Genomic DNA, 16,685 nt, shown 5'->3' with positions numbered 1-16,685 from the left:
CCAGGTTCCGGTACTTATCCCTTGCGGGATTTTGGCCCCGGCAGTGGCGCCGTTGGCTGGCGGTAATCGCCATAGGGGAAGATATTGCGAAACCGCTGGGCCACCGGCTCGGGGATGGATCGGGAGAAAATCAGCTTGACGCCATCGCCATCGCGCTGCCCCACAATGCGACCGCGCACCGTGTCGTGGCGCAGGATCTGTTTAGCATGCTCAATAAAGGCGGGTGACACCTTGCCCTGCTTGACCACCACCTTGCCGGGGGCAAGGCGGATTTCGAACAGGGCACCACGCCCCAGCTTCATCAACCACCAGATCAGGGCTATCGCCACTATCAAGGAAATCCAGGCCATCTTCATCCCTCCCAAGCTCTTGATATAAGGCAGTATAAGCGGCCGTGCGCTCCGATTGTTTGGCGCCGATCACAGCCCCCGCGTCAGCGCAATAGCGCCTCTTAGCTCAGCAATCCTTGCCCCAGCCCACCAGCGTCTCGCGATAGAGCGCCAGCAAGGCTTTATCGCGCACCGCCACCCCGACCTGCTGCGGGCGATAGGCTGCCCAGTCATCGTGGGAGTGGCGCTTGCCATCGAACTTTTGCAGGGTGTGGCCGATGGCCGGACCGCTGGTGATCACCCGTACCGGCCCTTCCCGCAGGGTAAAGAGGGTCGGGTCAATGACATAGGCGATGGCGGACGGGTCGTGGACATGGCAACCGGAGAGCCCCAGCTTCTCGGAGTAGAAGCGCAGATAGAAGCGGCTGACATCCCACAGGAAGCGGCCCGGCTCCCCCGCCTCGTCGCGCAGCGCATCGAGATAGTCGCCGCTGAAGAAGCTCTGCTGGGTCACGTCCAGCCCGATGATCACCACAGGCCAATCGGCGGTAAAGACCCGGTCGGCGGCATCGGGATCATCGTGAATATTGGCCTCGGCATAGGGGGTCACGTTGCCACGATGGCCGTTGACGCCAAAGGCGCCGCCCATCACTACCACCTGTTTCACCAGCGAGACAATCTCGGGCGCCTGCTGTAGCGCCAGCGCCAGATTGGTCAGCGGGCCGATAGTGACGAGGGTGATCTCCCCCGGCGCGGCTTTCACCGCCTCGACAATATATTGCCAAGCGGGGCGAGGATCCGGAGCAATAGTCACCTCCCCCGCCTCCATGTCGCCAAAGCCGCTCGGGCCGTGGACTATGGTGGTGGGGCCGACCGGCTCGCGCAGCAGCGGGGCTGCAGCGCCTTTGGCCACATCCGCCTTCATGCCGTACTTCTGCTTGAGCCAGAGGGCGTTGCGGGTGCCATTGTCGATGGTGGCGTTACCAAAAACTGTGGTGATGGCGAGCAGCTCGATGGCGGGGTGGGCCTCGGCAAACAGGATAGCCATGGCATCGTCGATACCCGGATCGGTATCCAGAATGATTTTATGGGTCATGAGAAATTCCTACGGTGACAAACCCTGCGACAAAAGGGGGAGTCTACCCGGCTGACGCTCCCATATCCCGGCATGGGATCACAGAGCGGGCCTTTGCTCCCGGCAGCGGGGGCGCTGCTGGCGACAATCTTCACAAAAAACGGCGCGGCCCTGTTGCCGGCGCCGCGCCCTTTATCGTTGTTCGTTATCTGCTATCTGGCAGTGATCTGCCTGACCGGATCCTCAGTGTTTACGGTGCCAGCGTGGTGAGGTGGATTTCTCTCCCCAGGGGGTCACACAGGGGAGCAGCGCCCCTTCAATCACCATCTCGCTACCCGCCAGCGCCTCGGCGATCTTCTGGTGCAACACCCGCAGTACTTTGCCCTCGTGCTCGGCCAGAGAGTGGCCCGCGGCAAAGAATTCCGGCTGATATTGCAGTGCCAGCTTCTGGGCGAATTCGTAGGTGTTGAAGCAATCCGGCATCCGCTCAACCACATCTTCAAGCCGGGCCAACAAGCTGTTCAGTTCCCTGGTCATAGTGCTCTCTCCGTGTAGGTTAATAGCCAAAAACTACCCCTTATTAGATAAGTCACCAACGAGCAAACCACAAAAGTGTGGGGAGACACACAGTTCTCTCTTGCGTCTGGCTCGTGGTGAACGGCAGACAGCTTGCCAGCTTTACATTCCGCTAACAAATAGCTAGATTTAGACCGACTAATCAGTCGGTCATTTTTCATGCGGAGAACAACATGGGTGCGGCGCAGCTTCAACACACTCCTGAGGATATCCTCGCCATCAAGATGTCCCTGCCGGATCAGCTGGCACGACTCAAGCGGGCGAGTCTGGCTCATCCCATGCCAACCCTGGCCGAGCGCCGGGCGCAGCTGACCAAACTCAAGCAGGCGTTGCTCGCCCACAAGGGGCAGCTGTGCAAGGCGCTGGCAGCAGATTATGGCCAGCGCAGCCACTATGACAGCCTGATCGCCGATGTGCTGCCCTGCATCATGCAGATCAACTACACCCAGAAGCGGCTCAAGCGCTGGATGCAGCCCCACCGCCGCCACACCGGCCTGCTGCTGGCCCCCGCCAAAGTAGAGGTGCACTTCCAGCCGCTCGGGGTGGTCGGCATTATCGTGCCGTGGAACTTTCCGGTGATGCTGAGCCTCGGCCCCCTCATCACCGCCATCGCGGCGGGCAACCGGGCGATGCTGAAACTCTCCGAGTTCACCCCTCATACCAATGCCGTGCTGCGCACCATGCTCACCAGCGTGTTTGACGAAAACGAGATCGCCATCATCGAGGGAGATGCCCAGATGGCGGCGGCGTTCAGCTCACTGCCGTTCGATCACCTGCTCTTTACCGGCTCCACCATGGTAGGCAAGCTGGTGATGGCCGCCGCCGCGCCCCAGCTCACCCCCCTCACCCTTGAGCTGGGTGGCAAGAGCCCCTGTCTCATCGCCCCCGACATGCCGGTCGCCACCGCGGTCGAGCGGATGATCTTCGGCAAGAGCCTCAACGCCGGACAAATCTGCGTCGCCCCCGACTATGTGCTGCTGCCCCGCAGCGAGGTGGATAACTTTATCGCCGCCTATCGCCGCCACTTCAGCAAGCTCTACCCGCAGGGGCTCAATAGTGCCGACTACGGCGCCATCATCAACGACCGCCAGTATCAACGTCTCGTCAGCTGGCTGGATGAAGCCGAGCAGGCGGGTGCCCAGCTCCACCCCTGTGGCAGCCCGGCCCGCGACGACCAGCGCCGCCTGCTGGTGCCCCACCTGCTGACCGGGGTACCAAGTCAGTGTCAGGTGATGCAGCAGGAGATCTTCGGGCCGCTGCTACCGCTTATCCCCTACGACACTCTGGAGGAGGCGCTCGCCTATGTTGCTGAGCGGCCCCGCCCGCTGGCCCTCTATCTGATGAGCTTCGACCCCGAGCTGCAGGCGCGAGTGACCCGGGAGACCCACTCCGGCGGCATGGCGATCAACGAGAGCCTGTTTCAGGTGGCGGCCGACGATGTGCCGTTTGGCGGCATCGGCGCCTCCGGCATGGGCCACTACCACGGCCACGAGGGGTTCCTCACCTTCTCCAAGGCAAAAACCGTGCTGACCCGCGGCAAGTTCACCACCGGCTCCCTGATCCATCCCCCCTACCACAGCTGGATCCAGAAGCTGATGATGGCCTTCTTCCTGCGCTGATGGAGATGACCATGAACCAGGCTATCCCGCAGCCACAAAACATGACCGACAAGCGCCGCCAGATCCTGGATGCCGCCCTCGCCCTCTGCGCCGAAGATGGCCTGCAGGGGGCCGCCACCGCCCGTATCGCCAAAGCGGCCGGGGTGGCCAACGGTACTCTGTTCCACCACTTTCCGAGCAAGGAGGCGCTGATCCTCGCCCTCTATCAGGATGTGAAAACCCGGATGGGGAGCGCCATCCATGAAGCAGACCCCACCCTGCCGCTGTACGACCAGACCCGCCACTACTGGCAGCTGGCGATGGAGTGGATGCAGGCTAACCCCAATGAGCTCAAATTTGTGCTCGGCTTCTTTCACTCCCCGCTGCTGGCCAGACCGGCTCGCAGCCAGATCCTGAACGATGCCCTGCGCTTTCTGCCTGCCCTGCTGGCAAAGGGGCAGGCCAGCGGCGAGCTGATGCAGGCCCCCGCGCCACTGTTGCTGGAGGTGTGTCAGGGCCAGTTCCTCGCCTGCGCATCACTGTTTGTCGATCAACCGGAGCTGGGAGAGGACGACTACTGGCAAGCCAGTGCGTTCGCCCTCTTCTGGTCAGCCATCTCAGGAGCCAATCCCCATGCAAACACGGATGTTTGAACCTGCGGCCGCCCTTGGCCGCCGCCTCTGGATCACCACTCTGCTCTGGGTGGTGGGTCGTACCCTCTGCCGCGCCGCCCGCACCGATGAGGCGGTACGCCGCGAATTGGCGCCGTTGCCGGACGGGCTGGCTATTCGCCTCGAAGTGGGCGGCATCGGCTACGCCATGAACATGCACAAGCAGGGTGGGCGCTGGTATCCCGGTGCGCCAGCCGCTCCTCATGCCACCATCCATCCGCTGCGGGTACGCTTCAAACACCCCAATATCGCCTTTCGCGCCCTGAGTTTTCGGCTCGGGGTCAATCAGGCATTTGGCGAAAACCGGCTGCTGGTGGAGGGAGACCTGACCGTTGCCATGCATCTGGTGCGGGGGCTTGAGCAGTTGCAGTCCCTGATCCTGCCCGCCTTTATCGCGCGGCCGCTGCTGCGCCACTATCCCGCCCCGACCAACAAGATCGGCCGGGCCTGCAACATCTATCTGGGTCTGGTGACCGGCTAACGCGCAAGGAGCCTTGAAATGAGCCGCTATTACGATTTCTTCTGCCCGGTCAAACTGCTGGCCGGTGAACAGGCGCTGGAGCAGCTGGCCAGCGAGCTGGCCAGTCTGGGTGCCTGTCGCCCGCTGCTGCTGACCGACAAGGGGGTCAATGCCACCGGCCTTGCCACCCTGCTGGCCAATGTGCTGGCCGAGGGGGAGCTGCCGGTCGCCGCCATCTGGGACGAGATCCCGGCCGACTCTTCCACCGCCGTGGTGGAGCGGATCGCCAAACGCTATCGCGAGCTCGACTGCGACAGTCTGGTGGCGCTGGGGGGCGGCTCGGTCATCGACACCGCCAAGGCAGTCAACATTCTCACTTCCATGGGGGGGGATCATCTGCTCGACTACTCGGGCGCCGGTTGCCTTACCCGTCCCCTCAAGCCGCTGGCGGTGGTGCCCACCACGGCGGGCACAGGCTCAGAAGTGACGCTGGTGGCGGTGATAAAGGATGAGGCGAGCGGGCGCAAGGTGCCCTTCACCTCCCCCTTCCTGCTGCCCCAGCTGGCGGTGCTCGACCCGCGCCTGACCCAGGGACTGCCCCTCAATATCACCGCCGCTACCGCCATGGACGCCATGACCCACGCCATCGAGGCCTTTATCGGCACAGCGAAAAACCCAGTGAGCGATGCGCTGGCCCTGATGGCGGTGGAGAAGATCGCCAGCGCCCTGCCGCAAATCATCCACGACCCGCAAAACAAACAGCTGCGGCTGCAACTGGCGGAAGGCTCCACGCTGGCTGGCATGGCTTTTTCCAACTCCATGGTGGGGCTGGTGCACGCCCTCGGCCACAGTCTGGGAGCCCGCTGCCATCTGCCACACGGGCTGTGCATGAACCTCTTTTTGCCGACCGTGCTCGACTACAACCGCCCCGAGGTGGATAGCGAGTTGGCCCGGCTGCTGTTGCCGCTGGTGGGGGCAGAGCGCTTTGCTGCCACCCCGGCCCATCAGCGGGCGGAGGCGACCATCACAGCCATTCGCACCCTGCGCGACACCTTGTGGCAAGCGGTCAAGCTGCCGCGCACCATGAGCGAGGCAGGGGTAAGCGATCGCTCGCTACTGACCGAGATCCGCGATCTGGCGATCAACGACGGTGCCCTGCTGTTCAATCGCAAAGATGCCGACCGTGAGCAGTTACTCACCCTGCTGGAGCGAGCATGGGCCTAGTGGCTAATCGGCCGCAACCTCACAAATAAACTGGAATGGCGCATCAGGATGGTGCGCCAACAATGAAAAGAGTTGATCAAAATCCTCTTGGTTCTTTTTGCTCGCGCGATTGTGGCTATACCAAATAGCCCCCGTATCTCCCATCCACAATGAGATTCTCTTGGCCAACAACAGCCGAATTTTTCTATTTTTACCTGCCGTTTCAAACTGAGCCTTGAGTTCAGGGTTAGATGCATCAGAAATCGCAATCTGCCGCTGATCCGGGCTGTTCTGACTTTGAGCCAACACCTTCCGGGTAACTTTCAACATTACCGTGTCCATTTTTACCTCTTCCGAACTTGCTGATTATTGCCACATCGATTCGTGCCAAGATAAAAGCCAGAGAGCAAGAGCTGGCTCAATAATCCTGATAACAATCGATACATCATCCACTATCTGTTCTATACCTTGGCTAACAGTTATGTTGTGCCGAGAGACCCAACTTTATGCCAGAGGTGCCCACCATGAGCGACATCATCCATCAGGCCAACCAGCAGCAGTTCATCTGTATGGTGGAGGGGAAAGAGTCGAGACTGCGCTACCGGCGGCTCGATGCCAAGACCATCGACGCCTACAGCACCTTCGTGCCGCCCGAGCTGCGAGTACAGGGGATTGCTGATCAGCTGGCGCGCGCCTTCTTCAACTGGACTCAGGCGGAGGGGCTCACTATAGTGCCGAGCTGCCGCTACATTGATGTCTGGTTACGCCGCAATGCCAACAACTGAACCTCTGAACACCGTCCTCGAACAGCAATTCCAAGCCAAAACAGAAGCCCTGCTGCAGGCCGATCCGCAGCGGATGGCCTGCCTGCAAGCCGCGGCCGAGCTCAATCTGCCCGACTGGGCGCTGGGGGCCGGTTTTATCCGCAACCTCATCTGGGATCACCTTCACCACAAGGCGGTGCCCACCCCGCTCAACGACATCGACCTTATCTATCTCGATAAAAGCGATCCGCAAGGGCTGGCCGAGACGGCGCATGAAGCCTGGCTGGCAAAGCGGCTGCCGGATCAGCAGTGGGAAGTGCGCAATCAGGCCCGCATGCACACTCGTCAGCTGGTAACGCCGTTTGCCAGCAGCCTTGAGGCGCTCAGCCACTGGGTCGAAGTGCCCACCTGCATCGGCGTGCGCCTGAATCAGGATGGCGAGTTCGAGTGGCTCGCCCCCTACGGCTTTGCCATTAACTGGTCGCTGCAAGTGAGTGCCAACCCCAGATGTCGCCAAGACAAACAGATTTTTACCCAGCGCATCAAGGAGAAACGCTGGCAGGCTATCTGGCCTGACCTTCAGGTAAACTGGCCATAACCTGATTGCAATCTTTCGATAACCTTGGGCACACTAGGGGAAAAGCTGGTTGTAACTCAATGGGTTAAATAATGCGCGATTTCTTCTCTCTCGAACGCTGGCTACCGGGCCTCGCCGCCCTGCTGCATTACCAGCGCGCCTGGTTGATGCCAGATCTTCGCGCCGGACTCTCGGTGGCGGCCGTGGCGCTGCCCGTCGCCATTGCCTATGCAGAACTCGCCGGAGTGGGCGCCATCGTCGGTCTCTACTCCTGCATCCTGCCCATGCTGGTCTACGCCCTGTTTGGCACCTCCCGCCAGCTGATTGTCGGCCCCGATGCCGCCACCTGTGCGGTCATCGCCGCCGTGGTGACACCGCTAGCCGCAGGCGACCCCACCCGTCACTGGCAACTGGTGATGACCATGACCGCCATGACCGGCTTCTGGTGCCTGATTGCCAGCCGCTTCAAGCTGGGAGTGCTGGCGGACTTTCTCTCCCGCCCGATCCTGATGGGGCTGCTCAATGGTGTGGCCATCACCATCATGGTGGGCCAGCTCTCCAAGATCTTCGGCTTCACCTTCAGCGAACGTTACCTCATCGAGCGGATCGCCAGCGGGGCCACCTATATCACCCAGACCCATCTGCCGACCCTGGCCATGAGTCTGGTAGCCCTGCTCACCTTGCTGCTGGCCAAGCGCTACAAACCGGCATGGCCCTCCTCCATGGTGGCCATGGTGGTGACCGCTGCGCTGGTGTGGGGCTTTAATCTCGGCCAGTTTGATATCGCCACCCTGGGGACGGTGGGCTCCGGCCTGCCCGCGTTCCAGATGCCGGAATTTCCCCCCGGTCTGATGCGGGAGCTGGTGCTGCCTGCCCTTAACCTGGCCATGGTGAGCTTCGTCTCCATGATGCTGACCGCCCGCAGCTTTGCCGCCAAAAACGGTTACGAAATCGACGCAGACAAGGAGTTTCGGGCCCTCGGTATGGCGAACCTCGCCTCCGCGGTCTCCCAGGGTTTTGCCATCAGCGGGGCGGATTCGCGCACCGCGGTCAACGACGCCAACGGCGGCAAGAGCCAGCTGGTCTCCATCATCGCCGCGGCGGTGATCGCCCTCATCACCTTCTATCTGACGGCGCCGCTCAAATATATTCCCACCGCCGCCCTCGGGGTGGTGCTGGTGATGGCCTCCCTGTCGCTCACCGATTTTCGCGGTCTCTGGGCGCTGCGTAACTCCGATCGCTCCGCCTTCTGGCTGGCGCTGATCACCTTTATCAGCGTGCTCACCATGGGAGTGATCCCCGGGATCACCCTCGCCGTGTTGCTGGGGCTGTTCCAGTTCCTGCGTAATGTGATGCGTCCCACCGATCAACTGCTCGGCATGGATGACGAGGGGGTGGTGCGCACCCTGGGAGACAACGAGCAGGCCAAGGCGATCCCGGGTATTCTGGTCTATCGCTTCAACTCGCCGCTCACCTACTTCAATGCCCCCTATTTCAAGCGGCGGGTGCTGGCCCTGCTGGTGCAGGATCCCCGAGCCCCCAAGTGTCTGGTGATCGATGCGGTCGCCTGCTTCACCCATCAGGACATCAGCGTGATGAGCATGGTGGGAGAGCTGCACAAGGAGCTGAAACGGCGTGGCATCCATATGGTGATGGCGGGTCGCCACGGCCAGATGACCCACTGGCTAAAGCAGGCGGGCGTGCGGGTGGGCGATGAAGGGATCATCCTCTGCCCCGACATGTATCAGGCGCTGCGCCTGACCCGCTGCTATCGCGAGCCGGTGTTCAAGGATGATGCGGTGGTGGAGAGCACCACTGATGCCATCCGCTCGAATTGGCCGCAAGATGATGCCCTGCCCGACTCAGCTCGCCTCACCCTGCCAAGCGAACAGGAGGCGGGCGCCACGCCTGCCTGATACCTTGGCCTGCTCCCCTGGCCGGTGCAATCCTGCACAAGGATTGCACCGGCCTTGGCCTTGGTGTTAAATGCGCCCCCAGAGGGCACTCCCCCGTGCCCTCCCAGCTGTTGGACATGCCATGCAATCTCAATCCCATGCAGGCCCGGGCACGCTCTTTGCGCTGACCTGGCCGCTCTTTATCGATCTCGCCCTGCACTTTCTGACCGGTGCCCTCAACACCTTCATGGTGGGTCACGTCTCCTATCAGGGAGTGGCCGCGCTGGCGGTCGGCAATCAGGTGTTCGATCTCGCCATCACATTGTTCAGCTTCGTCAGTATCGGTACCAGCGTGGTGATCACCCAGTATCTGGGGGCCGGCGATCGGGAGAAGAGTCGGGTGGTGATCCACACCGCCATCGGCTTCAACCTGCTGATCGGTCTGGTAGCGGCCATTGGCGTGATGGCGGGGGCCAGCACCATGCTGGCGCTGATGAACCTGCCTGCCAACCTGATGAGCGACGGGACGCTTTACTTGCAGATCATCGGTCTCTGCCTGTTGCCGGAGGCCGCAGCCCTCTGTCTGGCGGCGACCCTGCGCGCTCACGGCCACACCCGTCAGGCGATGTATGTGACCCTCATCGTCAACCTCATCACCTTCGTCGGCAACCTGCTGCTGCTCTACGGCTGGTTCGGCCTGCCCCAGCTTGGCGTCGCCGGTGTCGCCATCAGCACGGTCGCGGGCCGCCTGATCGGCGTGGTGCTGCTGGTGTGGCTGGTAGCCCGCAAGACCGGCATTCGACTGGTGGTGCGCGATATCGTCCACCCCAGCCGGGAGATGCTGGGCAAAGTGCTCCATATCGGCCTGCCGGCGGCAGGAGAGAACCTCTCCTGGATGCTGCAGTTTATGGTGGTGACAGCCTTTGTCGGACTGCTGGGTGACAAGGCGCTGGCAACCCAGTCCTACTTCTTTCAGATCTGCCTGTTTATCCTGCTGTTTGGCCTCTCCATCGGCCTTGGCAACGAGATCATCATCGGTCATCTGGCGGGGGCCAGACAGTTCGATCGCGCCTATCAGCAGCTGCTCAAGAGCCTCAAGCTGGGGTTGGCAGTTACCTGCGTCATCGCCGTGGCGGCGGCCCTCAATGGCCGCACCATCATCAGCCTCTTTACCGATGATGCCGACATCATCACCCAGGTGGCGCAGCTGTTTCTTATCAGCCTTATCCTCGAACCCGGCCGCACCTTCAATCTGGTGGTGATCAACGCCCTGCGGGCCACCGGGGATGCCCGTTTCCCCCTCTACATGGCGTTGCTCTCCATGTGGGGAATTGCCGTGCCACTCTCCTATTTCCTCGGTATCATGCAGGGTTATGGACTGGTCGGTATCTGGCTGGCGCTGGCCTGCGACGAGTGGGTGCGCGGTCTGGCCATGTTCTGGCGCTGGCGCAGTCGTCGCTGGCAAAACAAAATTCTTGTTGAAACAAAAGCGGAATCACAATGAAGAAGATAGGACTCTTGCTGGCTGCCATCCTGCTCAGCCCCCTGGCCATGGCGCAAACTGCCCCTGCCGCTCCCAAGGCTCAAGCCACCCAGACCTGGTATGTGGCCCCCATCGCCATCGATGAAACCAGCGACGCCCAGAAGGCGCTGACCAAGGACTTCATGGCCCAGATGATCAAGACCATCAAGATCAACGAGTACCAGACCGGCAAGGCGGTGGGCAACACCAAAAAGCCCAAGTGGCTGATCCGCACCAAGCTGATCCCCGCCAGCAACGAGCCGCTGGTCGGCAAGAAGCACCCGCAGGGTCTCACCTACGGCAAGGGCAATCCGACCCAGGAGATCGTCGGCGAGCTGCTGATGAACGGCACCCTGGTGGCCCACATCGGCCAGGGCTGGCGCGAGCCTATCGTCCCGGGCACGCCGGTGGCCGAAAAGCTCTCCATCGCCAACTATCGCTACGCCATCGGGGATCAGGCCAAGTCGGCGGATCTGGAGGAGCTGGCGGCCCAGATTGGCTTTGAAGCGGGCAAGGTGATCCACCGCGATGGCAAGCCGCTGCCCGAGAAGAAAAAGAAAAAAGAGCAGGCGGACGAAGAGAAAGAGTAACGTTGCCTGCATCCATAAAAGGGGCCAGTCGGCCCCTTTTTTGATCCTGCACCCTCACGCCAACACAGCCCCTGTTGTGACTTGTCGCACAGTTTGGCTCACCATTCAGATTGATAAATCACTTATCTTGTTTTGATTCAACAAGTTATAAATATCCCGCCGAATACTCCAAATCATTGCCCCCAAATCCGATCAGGATCACATTTATCCCCGGCACTAAGGGGTAGCTTTGGTCTTACAGGCACAATCAAACGAAACCAAGGAGGCTCCATTACATGTTCCCAGAGTACAGAGAACTCATCTCGAAACTGAAGAGCAGTGATGTCCATTTCCAGAAGAAGTTTGACTTGCACAACGACCTGGATGCGGAGATTAGAAAGTTGGAAAAGCATCACGCCAGCGACTATAGCGCCGAGGTGAGAGATCTGAAAAAACAGAAACTCAAACTGAAAGAGGAGATATACGACATCCTCAAACAACATCCACAATAGATGCCTCGAAGAATATGCGGATAAGCAATTTATCCCCCAGCCCGGCCCACGCGCCGGGCTTTTTGTTTTTTCAGTCAATTAGTTGACACTCTAGCCTACCGATCTTGCCGGTAGTTTGTTACATTTTTCCCTTGGAAATCAGGGAATAATGGTGATGATAACATGAGCAGAAAACGATCTTTTTATCATCTCTTGCTGCTTTGCCTGTTTGCATTGAGCCACCCCCTGCAGGCTCAGGAGCCTGAACTGGAGCTGTGGCACTCCCAGCAAGCCGGTTACGTGATCGACGAAGTGATCGCCCGCTTCAATCAGGAGGGGAACCACAGAGTGCGGGTCACCCAAATTGAGCCGAGCAAGATCAAGGCGGATCTCCTGCTGGCAGCTCAGGCCAGGGGACTGCCCGATTTGATGCTGATCCCTTCCGATTTTATCGGCCTCTATCGCCAGATGACCCTCGCTCCCCTCCCGGCCGAGTGGTTTTCCCCCGCGCTGATGGCCAGCGCCCTGCGTTATGTCACCCTGGATCGGCAACGCTGGGGCATGCCCATGATGCAGGGCAACCATCTGATGCTGTTTTACAACAAGGCGCTGGTCTCGACTCCGGTGACCCAATGGCAGCAACTGACTGCTATCACCCCGGCCCTCAAGGCCAAGGGGGTCTACCCCGTCAGCTGGCCCTATCACGACATGTACTACTTCGCCGCCTTTTTACACACCTTTGGCGGTTCGCCGGTGACCGAAGGGCACATCACCCTCGACAGCCCTGCCATGGTGCAGGCACTGGAGGCCTACCGCACCGTCGCCAGCGAACAGTGGGTCGATCCCGAGTGCGACTATGACACCGCCCTCGCCCGCTTCAATGAGGGCAAGAGCGCCTACCTCATCAATGGGGACTGGGCCTTCAACGATCTGGTGAAGAACATGGGGGATAAGCTGGGCGTTGCCCTGCTGCCCCGCTGGCAAAGCCATCCCATGCACTCCATGAGCGGCGCCTACGTGATGGGAGCCTCCCGCTGGGCGATGGATGATGAGGATCGGCAACCCGTCATCAAAGCACTGATGGCCTTTATCCAGCGTCAGGATATTCAGCAGTTCATCTATCATCAGGGGGCGCTGCTGCCGGTCAATCAGCAGGCTTTTACCGCCATCAACCTCCGTCCCACGCCTCAGGAAAAAGTGCTGCTGGAACAGTTCACCCTCAGTACCCCCATGCCCTCCGACAGCGCCATGTCCATCGCCTGGCAAGCGATGGAGAAAGGGTTCGAGCGCTTTAAAGAGGGGATCAGTGCCGCCGACACCGCCCGCTATATGCAGCAGCTGGCCGATCAGCAGTACCGGCAGGTCAAAGCACCATGAAACATCGCACCTTTCGGCTCGGCCCGACCCTCATCATCATCCTGTTCACCGTCGCCTTGCTGCCGGCCCTGCTGGCCAGCACTGTGCTGCTGATCCGCCAGCACCAGATCATCGCCCAGAGCGAGCAGTCACAGCTGGAGCGGGCCCTCACCAGCATGACCCGCGAGGCCCGCTTTCGCAGCGAGCTGATCGGCACCCAGCTCAATCAGCTCAGCCAGGATCGGGTACTCCATCAGGCCCTCGACAACTTTCTCTTCTCCAGCCATGCCCGGCTGGCGCTGGCCACCTTTGTCAAATCCAACAGCCTGATCACCTCGGCCTACCTCATCGATGACAAGGGGTTGGTGGTGGAGTACATCAATGGTCAGGCCTCCCACCTCGAGTCGAGCAACCTGATGCCGCAGTTGATGGCCTGGGGCAAGACCCGCGAGGCAAAACAGGGCAAGCATCTGCTGCTGCCCGTCGATGATCCCGTGCTGGTCGACGACATGGAGCAAAACCGCAGCGGCGGGCTGGCGCTGGTAGCCCCCATCTATCGCAACCACCAGCGCGCAGGGGTGATGCAGGCTCCTTCCGGCTTCGTGATGGCCATCCTCCCCTGGCGGCAGATGGCCCAGTTGCTGGAACCCTATCTCAAGGGAAGCGAATATCTGGTGATCTCCCAGGGCGAGAACCGTCTTTACGAAGGGGCTCACCAGAGCGCCAACGCCATGGATGACAGGGAGCCAAGCAAGATGGCGCAGCCCCTGGCCATTGGCTGGCCCCAGCTGGAGCAGGAGATCACCCCCACCATCACCCTCTACAGCTACAGCAATGACAGGGTCAGCGAGCTCAACAAATCCCAACAGCTGCTGACCGTCAGCATCGCCGTCATGTTGCTGCTGGTAGCCATCGGCTGCGTCTGGCTCACCCGCTGGCTCACCCGACCGCTGCGCTCGCTGGCCGCGCTGGTGCGCAGCTATGGCAAGGGCAATTACCAGCAACGGCAGGCGCCGCTGCGCTTTGTGGAGTACGACGAGGTGCGCCAGTTGCTACAGGAGATGGCCAGCACCATCTCGGATCAGGTGCGGGCGCTCTATCAACAAAATGAACAGCTGCAGCAGGCCAATAGCGAGAAAGAGGCCTTCAACCAGCGGCTGCTCGGCTTCAACGACGAACTGGAGCAAGAGGTTGCCTCGCAAACGACCGCCCTGCGCTCGGCCCTGAGCCGGGAGGAGCGCAGCCGCCATATCCTGCAATCCTGGTTGCAGTTCGGTCTGCACCAGCAGCTGGATATCGATATTGCCGAGCTGGCCAGCTCTGCCCTGCTGCAGCTCTCGCAGCTCTATCCCGGCCACCGCTGGGGACTGGTGATCCGCCGAGACGGGCAGCCCCACTACTCCCTGATCCAGGGGGTCGATGCCCCCTTGCGGGATGCCCTGCTGGAGAAACTGGCTCAACTGATGGATGAGGAGGTCAAACACTCCGAATGCCAGTGGGATGACGCTCTCTGGAAGATCATGACCCTGCCCGGTAGCCAGAGCGGCGTGCTGTTTGGTTATCTGATGGTGAGCGCAGAAGGGCTGGAGTCCGAAGACAGGGCCATCTTGCGGCTGTTTGCCAAGCAGTTGGCGGTGGGCATCGAGGGGCGCCTCTTCACCGACGAGCTGGCGCGGGTCGCCCGCACCGACAACCTCACCGGGCTGCCCAACCGGCAGGCGTTCGAAGAGACCTTCCATCACTATCAGGCGGTGCTGGCACGCCATCCCGAGCGTCACCTCGCCCTCTTCATGCTCGATCTCAACGGCCTCAAGCGTACCAATGACCAGTATGGGCACGAGGCAGGCGACGCCCTGCTGATCCAGATGGCTCACCAGCTACGCACCCTCTGCCGTCAGGATGAGAAGATTTTCCGCATCGGCGGCGACGAGTTCGTGCTGCTGGCGGAGGCGGATCACCTCGCCAGCCAGCTGCTGGCAGGCAGGTTGGAGGCAAGCCAGCAGCACGCCATCGTGCAGCATGGGGAGCATAGCTTCCCGCTGCGTTTTGCCATCGGCTGGAGCAGCAGCGACCAGACCCCCCTGGCGGAGCTGAGCCGGGTGGCGGACGACGCCATGTATGCCAATAAGGCGCGCTTCTATCAGGGGCAGCGATAAAAAGTGGAGGCCTCTGGCGTTGGCGAGCCTTTCGCCAACGCCCTGATCAGCTCGCAAAAATGGCGCGCAACGCTAGACGCGGCGCGGACCATGACTAAGATAGGGGCTCTTGATGTCTCGATTTGGAAGGGAGTAGGAAATGGAGTTAGTACTTGGCCCGCTGGAAGCCCGCGTCATCGGCTGTCTGATTGAAAAAGAGATCTGCACCCCGGATCAATATCCCCTCTCCCTTAATGCACTGGTCAACGCCTGCAACCAGAAGAGCAACCGCGAGCCGGTGCTGGAGCTCTCCGAGCTCGATATCCGCGCCGTGGTGGACGAGCTGATCCGCAAGCGGCTGGTGGTCAACACCGCCGGCTTCAACGCCCGGGTGCCCCGCTATCAGCACAGATTCTGCAACACCGAATTTGGCGAGCTGAAATTCAGTGCCCAGGAGCTCGGCATCGTCTGCGAACTGCTGCTGCGCGGCCCGCAAACCCCGGGGGAGCTGCGCTCGCGCACCAACCGCCTCTGCAGCTTCGATGATGTCACCGAGGTGGATGCGGTGCTGACCCAGCTTATCGAGCGTGGCCCCTACGTGGTCAAGCTGCAGCGCGAGCCGGGCAAGCGCGAATCCCGCTACGCTCACCTGTTTAGCGGCGAAGTGGATATTCAGGCGATGATGGATGCCGCTCCCGCCGCGGCCTATGCCTCCCCTGCCGCCGACCGCCTGAGCGAGCTGGAGCAGGAGGTAAACGAGCTCAAGAGCCGTCTCGCCGCCATGGAAGCACGGCTGGCCGTTCTGGATGGTCAGGGCTGATCGCCTTTACCATCGCCACTCTCTATCAGGGAGCCGGGGCTGATGTCCCCGGCTCCCTGCGTTTTTTTATCGTGAGGAAGTGCCCGTGATCACCCTGATTAAAGAGTCTGACCACCAGAAGATGCCCTGGAAAAACCAGCAGGGCACTACCAGCCAGATCCTCATCTCCCCCAAGGGGAGCAGCCTTGCCAAACTCGACTTTAACTATCGACTGAGCTCGGCCCCCATCAAGAGCGCGGGTCCCTTCTCCCCCTTTCCCGGCTATCAGCGCATTTTGCTGCCGGTGAGCGGGGCAGGCTTTGTGCTCAATGGTCACCCCTACGCCACCTTCGAGGCGGCGCACTTTAGCGGCGATGAGGAGACCCACTGCGAGTTGCTGAAAAAAGAGGTGACCGATCTGGGGCTTATCTACCATCCGGATCGCATCAGCGCCAACGTGCGGGTACTGAACCTCCCCTTCCCGCTGACCCTTACCCTCGAGCCAGAGAAGACCTACCTCTGTCACCTGCTGAGCGGCCAGCTGGCCGTGCAGGGCAAAGAGGTGGCCATCAACGAGACGCTGGTGGTGACCGGTGAAGAGAGCATTCACTTCGAATGCCAGAAGAAGACCGCCATCGCCTTCTTTACCCTGCAGACTAAATAAC

General features: G+C 61.0%; 18 protein-coding genes. 14 read left to right on the top strand and 4 right to left on the bottom strand.

Translation table 11 applies throughout. The annotated features are described in order from the left end of the window. Nucleotides 1-14: 14 nt before the first annotated feature. The 3 genes from I6L41_RS02895 to I6L41_RS02885 all read right to left on the bottom strand — a co-directional run bounded on the left by I6L41_RS02895 (nt 15) and on the right by I6L41_RS02885 (nt 1,941). A complete protein-coding gene (locus tag I6L41_RS02895) occupies nt 15-350 on the bottom strand; it encodes a DUF3634 family protein (RefSeq protein WP_005353195.1) in 336 nt (111 codons plus the stop codon). A 106-nt stretch (nt 351-456) separates the two neighbouring features. Then, entirely contained in the window at nt 457-1,425 is a 969-nt protein-coding gene (locus I6L41_RS02890; RefSeq protein WP_216961874.1) for a nucleoside hydrolase, read from the bottom strand. Nucleotides 1,426-1,647: 222 nt separating this feature from the next. After that, the gene (locus tag I6L41_RS02885; protein WP_005337735.1) at nt 1,648-1,941 is read right to left on the bottom strand and encodes a hypothetical protein; all 294 of its coding nucleotides are present in this window, start codon (nt 1,939-1,941) and stop codon (nt 1,648-1,650) included. A 212-nt stretch (nt 1,942-2,153) separates the two neighbouring features. Between I6L41_RS02885 and I6L41_RS02880 the strand changes: the two genes are divergently transcribed. Genes I6L41_RS02880 through I6L41_RS02865 form a run of 4 tightly spaced genes read left to right on the top strand, consistent with a single transcriptional unit; the run spans nt 2,154 to nt 5,933 of the window. Continuing rightward, nucleotides 2,154-3,599: a coniferyl aldehyde dehydrogenase gene (locus I6L41_RS02880; protein ID WP_216961871.1), complete on the top strand. Its 1,446-nt coding sequence runs from the start codon at nt 2,154-2,156 to the stop codon at nt 3,597-3,599. An 11-nt stretch (nt 3,600-3,610) separates the two neighbouring features. Next, nucleotides 3,611-4,231: a TetR/AcrR family transcriptional regulator gene (locus tag I6L41_RS02875; protein WP_064337669.1), complete on the top strand. Its 621-nt coding sequence runs from the start codon at nt 3,611-3,613 to the stop codon at nt 4,229-4,231. After that, on the top strand, nt 4,212-4,730 hold the full coding sequence (locus I6L41_RS02870; RefSeq protein ID WP_040094758.1) for a hypothetical protein: 519 nt from the start codon (nt 4,212-4,214) through the stop codon (nt 4,728-4,730). The genes I6L41_RS02875 and I6L41_RS02870 overlap by 20 nt, the downstream gene beginning before the upstream one ends. 18 nt (nt 4,731-4,748) lie before the next feature. After that, nucleotides 4,749-5,933, top strand: coding sequence for an iron-containing alcohol dehydrogenase (locus I6L41_RS02865; RefSeq protein WP_216961867.1), 1,185 nt, complete (start codon nt 4,749-4,751; stop codon nt 5,931-5,933). Nucleotides 5,934-5,936: 3 nt separating this feature from the next. Here the strand turns inward: I6L41_RS02865 and I6L41_RS02860 are convergent, their stop codons facing one another. After that, nucleotides 5,937-6,242 (bottom strand): hypothetical protein, encoded by a 306-nt coding sequence (locus tag I6L41_RS02860; protein ID WP_129503659.1) that lies wholly within the window; start codon nt 6,240-6,242, stop codon nt 5,937-5,939. A 194-nt stretch (nt 6,243-6,436) separates the two neighbouring features. Here I6L41_RS02860 and I6L41_RS02855 point away from each other — a divergent pair, with 194 nt between their 5' ends. The 10 genes from I6L41_RS02855 (at nt 6,437) to I6L41_RS02810 (ending at nt 16,684) form a co-directional block, all read left to right on the top strand. Continuing rightward, nucleotides 6,437-6,697 carry a GNAT family N-acetyltransferase gene (locus I6L41_RS02855; protein ID WP_005337747.1) on the top strand — a complete coding sequence of 87 codons (261 nt, stop codon included), beginning with the start codon at nt 6,437-6,439 and terminating at the stop codon, nt 6,695-6,697. Continuing rightward, nucleotides 6,684-7,274, top strand: coding sequence for a nucleotidyltransferase family protein (locus I6L41_RS02850; protein WP_216961864.1), 591 nt, complete (start codon nt 6,684-6,686; stop codon nt 7,272-7,274). The genes I6L41_RS02855 and I6L41_RS02850 overlap by 14 nt, the downstream gene beginning before the upstream one ends. A gap of 71 nt (nt 7,275-7,345) precedes the next feature. Beyond that, a complete protein-coding gene (locus I6L41_RS02845) occupies nt 7,346-9,169 on the top strand; it encodes a SulP family inorganic anion transporter (RefSeq protein ID WP_204483110.1) in 1,824 nt (607 codons plus the stop codon). A 121-nt stretch (nt 9,170-9,290) separates the two neighbouring features. Beyond that, nucleotides 9,291-10,652: an MATE family efflux transporter gene (locus tag I6L41_RS02840; RefSeq protein WP_013723595.1), complete on the top strand. Its 1,362-nt coding sequence runs from the start codon at nt 9,291-9,293 to the stop codon at nt 10,650-10,652. Further along, nucleotides 10,649-11,260: a hypothetical protein gene (locus I6L41_RS02835; RefSeq protein ID WP_005361671.1), complete on the top strand. Its 612-nt coding sequence runs from the start codon at nt 10,649-10,651 to the stop codon at nt 11,258-11,260. The genes I6L41_RS02840 and I6L41_RS02835 overlap by 4 nt, the downstream gene beginning before the upstream one ends. Before the next feature lie 275 nt (nt 11,261-11,535). Next, a complete protein-coding gene (locus tag I6L41_RS02830; protein ID WP_005337763.1) occupies nt 11,536-11,751 on the top strand; it encodes a YdcH family protein in 216 nt (71 codons plus the stop codon). Between the two features lie 162 nt (nt 11,752-11,913). Next, the gene (locus I6L41_RS02825; RefSeq protein ID WP_216950473.1) at nt 11,914-13,107 is read left to right on the top strand and encodes an extracellular solute-binding protein; all 1,194 of its coding nucleotides are present in this window, start codon (nt 11,914-11,916) and stop codon (nt 13,105-13,107) included. Then, entirely contained in the window at nt 13,104-15,242 is a 2,139-nt protein-coding gene (locus I6L41_RS02820) for a GGDEF domain-containing protein (protein WP_216961859.1), read from the top strand. Before I6L41_RS02825 ends, I6L41_RS02820 begins: the two co-directional genes overlap by 4 nt. A gap of 139 nt (nt 15,243-15,381) precedes the next feature. Then, nucleotides 15,382-16,041: a YceH family protein gene (locus I6L41_RS02815; protein ID WP_204483096.1), complete on the top strand. Its 660-nt coding sequence runs from the start codon at nt 15,382-15,384 to the stop codon at nt 16,039-16,041. A gap of 85 nt (nt 16,042-16,126) precedes the next feature. Further along, on the top strand, nt 16,127-16,684 hold the full coding sequence (locus I6L41_RS02810) for a HutD family protein (RefSeq protein ID WP_204483094.1): 558 nt from the start codon (nt 16,127-16,129) through the stop codon (nt 16,682-16,684). Nucleotide 16,685: the final 1 nt, after the last annotated feature.

The sequence above is a fragment of the Aeromonas sp. FDAARGOS 1411 genome, from assembly GCF_019047125.1.
GTDB lineage: Bacteria > Pseudomonadota > Gammaproteobacteria > Enterobacterales > Aeromonadaceae > Aeromonas > Aeromonas veronii.
Note: the sequence above shows the minus strand (reverse complement) of the source record. Positions and strands in the feature narration are given on the sequence as shown.

What these genes read in the sequence shown, in the direction of transcription:
- I6L41_RS02880 (WP_216961871.1), top strand. Translation starts at nt 2,154, where the DNA reads ATGGGTGCGGCGCAGCTTCAACACACTCCTGAGGATATCCTCGCCATC.
- I6L41_RS02825 (WP_216950473.1), top strand. Translation starts at nt 11,914, where the DNA reads ATGAGCAGAAAACGATCTTTTTATCATCTCTTGCTGCTTTGCCTGTTT.
- I6L41_RS02850 (WP_216961864.1), top strand. Translation starts at nt 6,684, where the DNA reads ATGCCAACAACTGAACCTCTGAACACCGTCCTCGAACAGCAATTCCAA.
- I6L41_RS02860 (WP_129503659.1), bottom strand. Translation starts at nt 6,242, where the DNA reads ATGTTGAAAGTTACCCGGAAGGTGTTGGCTCAAAGTCAGAACAGCCCG.
- I6L41_RS02840 (WP_013723595.1), top strand. Translation starts at nt 9,291, where the DNA reads ATGCAATCTCAATCCCATGCAGGCCCGGGCACGCTCTTTGCGCTGACC.
- I6L41_RS02875 (WP_064337669.1), top strand. Translation starts at nt 3,611, where the DNA reads ATGAACCAGGCTATCCCGCAGCCACAAAACATGACCGACAAGCGCCGC.
- I6L41_RS02865 (WP_216961867.1), top strand. Translation starts at nt 4,749, where the DNA reads ATGAGCCGCTATTACGATTTCTTCTGCCCGGTCAAACTGCTGGCCGGT.
- I6L41_RS02895 (WP_005353195.1), bottom strand. Translation starts at nt 350, where the DNA reads ATGGCCTGGATTTCCTTGATAGTGGCGATAGCCCTGATCTGGTGGTTG.
- I6L41_RS02855 (WP_005337747.1), top strand. Translation starts at nt 6,437, where the DNA reads ATGAGCGACATCATCCATCAGGCCAACCAGCAGCAGTTCATCTGTATG.
- I6L41_RS02870 (WP_040094758.1), top strand. Translation starts at nt 4,212, where the DNA reads ATGCAAACACGGATGTTTGAACCTGCGGCCGCCCTTGGCCGCCGCCTC.
- I6L41_RS02830 (WP_005337763.1), top strand. Translation starts at nt 11,536, where the DNA reads ATGTTCCCAGAGTACAGAGAACTCATCTCGAAACTGAAGAGCAGTGAT.
- I6L41_RS02815 (WP_204483096.1), top strand. Translation starts at nt 15,382, where the DNA reads ATGGAGTTAGTACTTGGCCCGCTGGAAGCCCGCGTCATCGGCTGTCTG.
- I6L41_RS02885 (WP_005337735.1), bottom strand. Translation starts at nt 1,941, where the DNA reads ATGACCAGGGAACTGAACAGCTTGTTGGCCCGGCTTGAAGATGTGGTT.
- I6L41_RS02820 (WP_216961859.1), top strand. Translation starts at nt 13,104, where the DNA reads ATGAAACATCGCACCTTTCGGCTCGGCCCGACCCTCATCATCATCCTG.
- I6L41_RS02890 (WP_216961874.1), bottom strand. Translation starts at nt 1,425, where the DNA reads ATGACCCATAAAATCATTCTGGATACCGATCCGGGTATCGACGATGCC.
- I6L41_RS02845 (WP_204483110.1), top strand. Translation starts at nt 7,346, where the DNA reads ATGCGCGATTTCTTCTCTCTCGAACGCTGGCTACCGGGCCTCGCCGCC.
- I6L41_RS02835 (WP_005361671.1), top strand. Translation starts at nt 10,649, where the DNA reads ATGAAGAAGATAGGACTCTTGCTGGCTGCCATCCTGCTCAGCCCCCTG.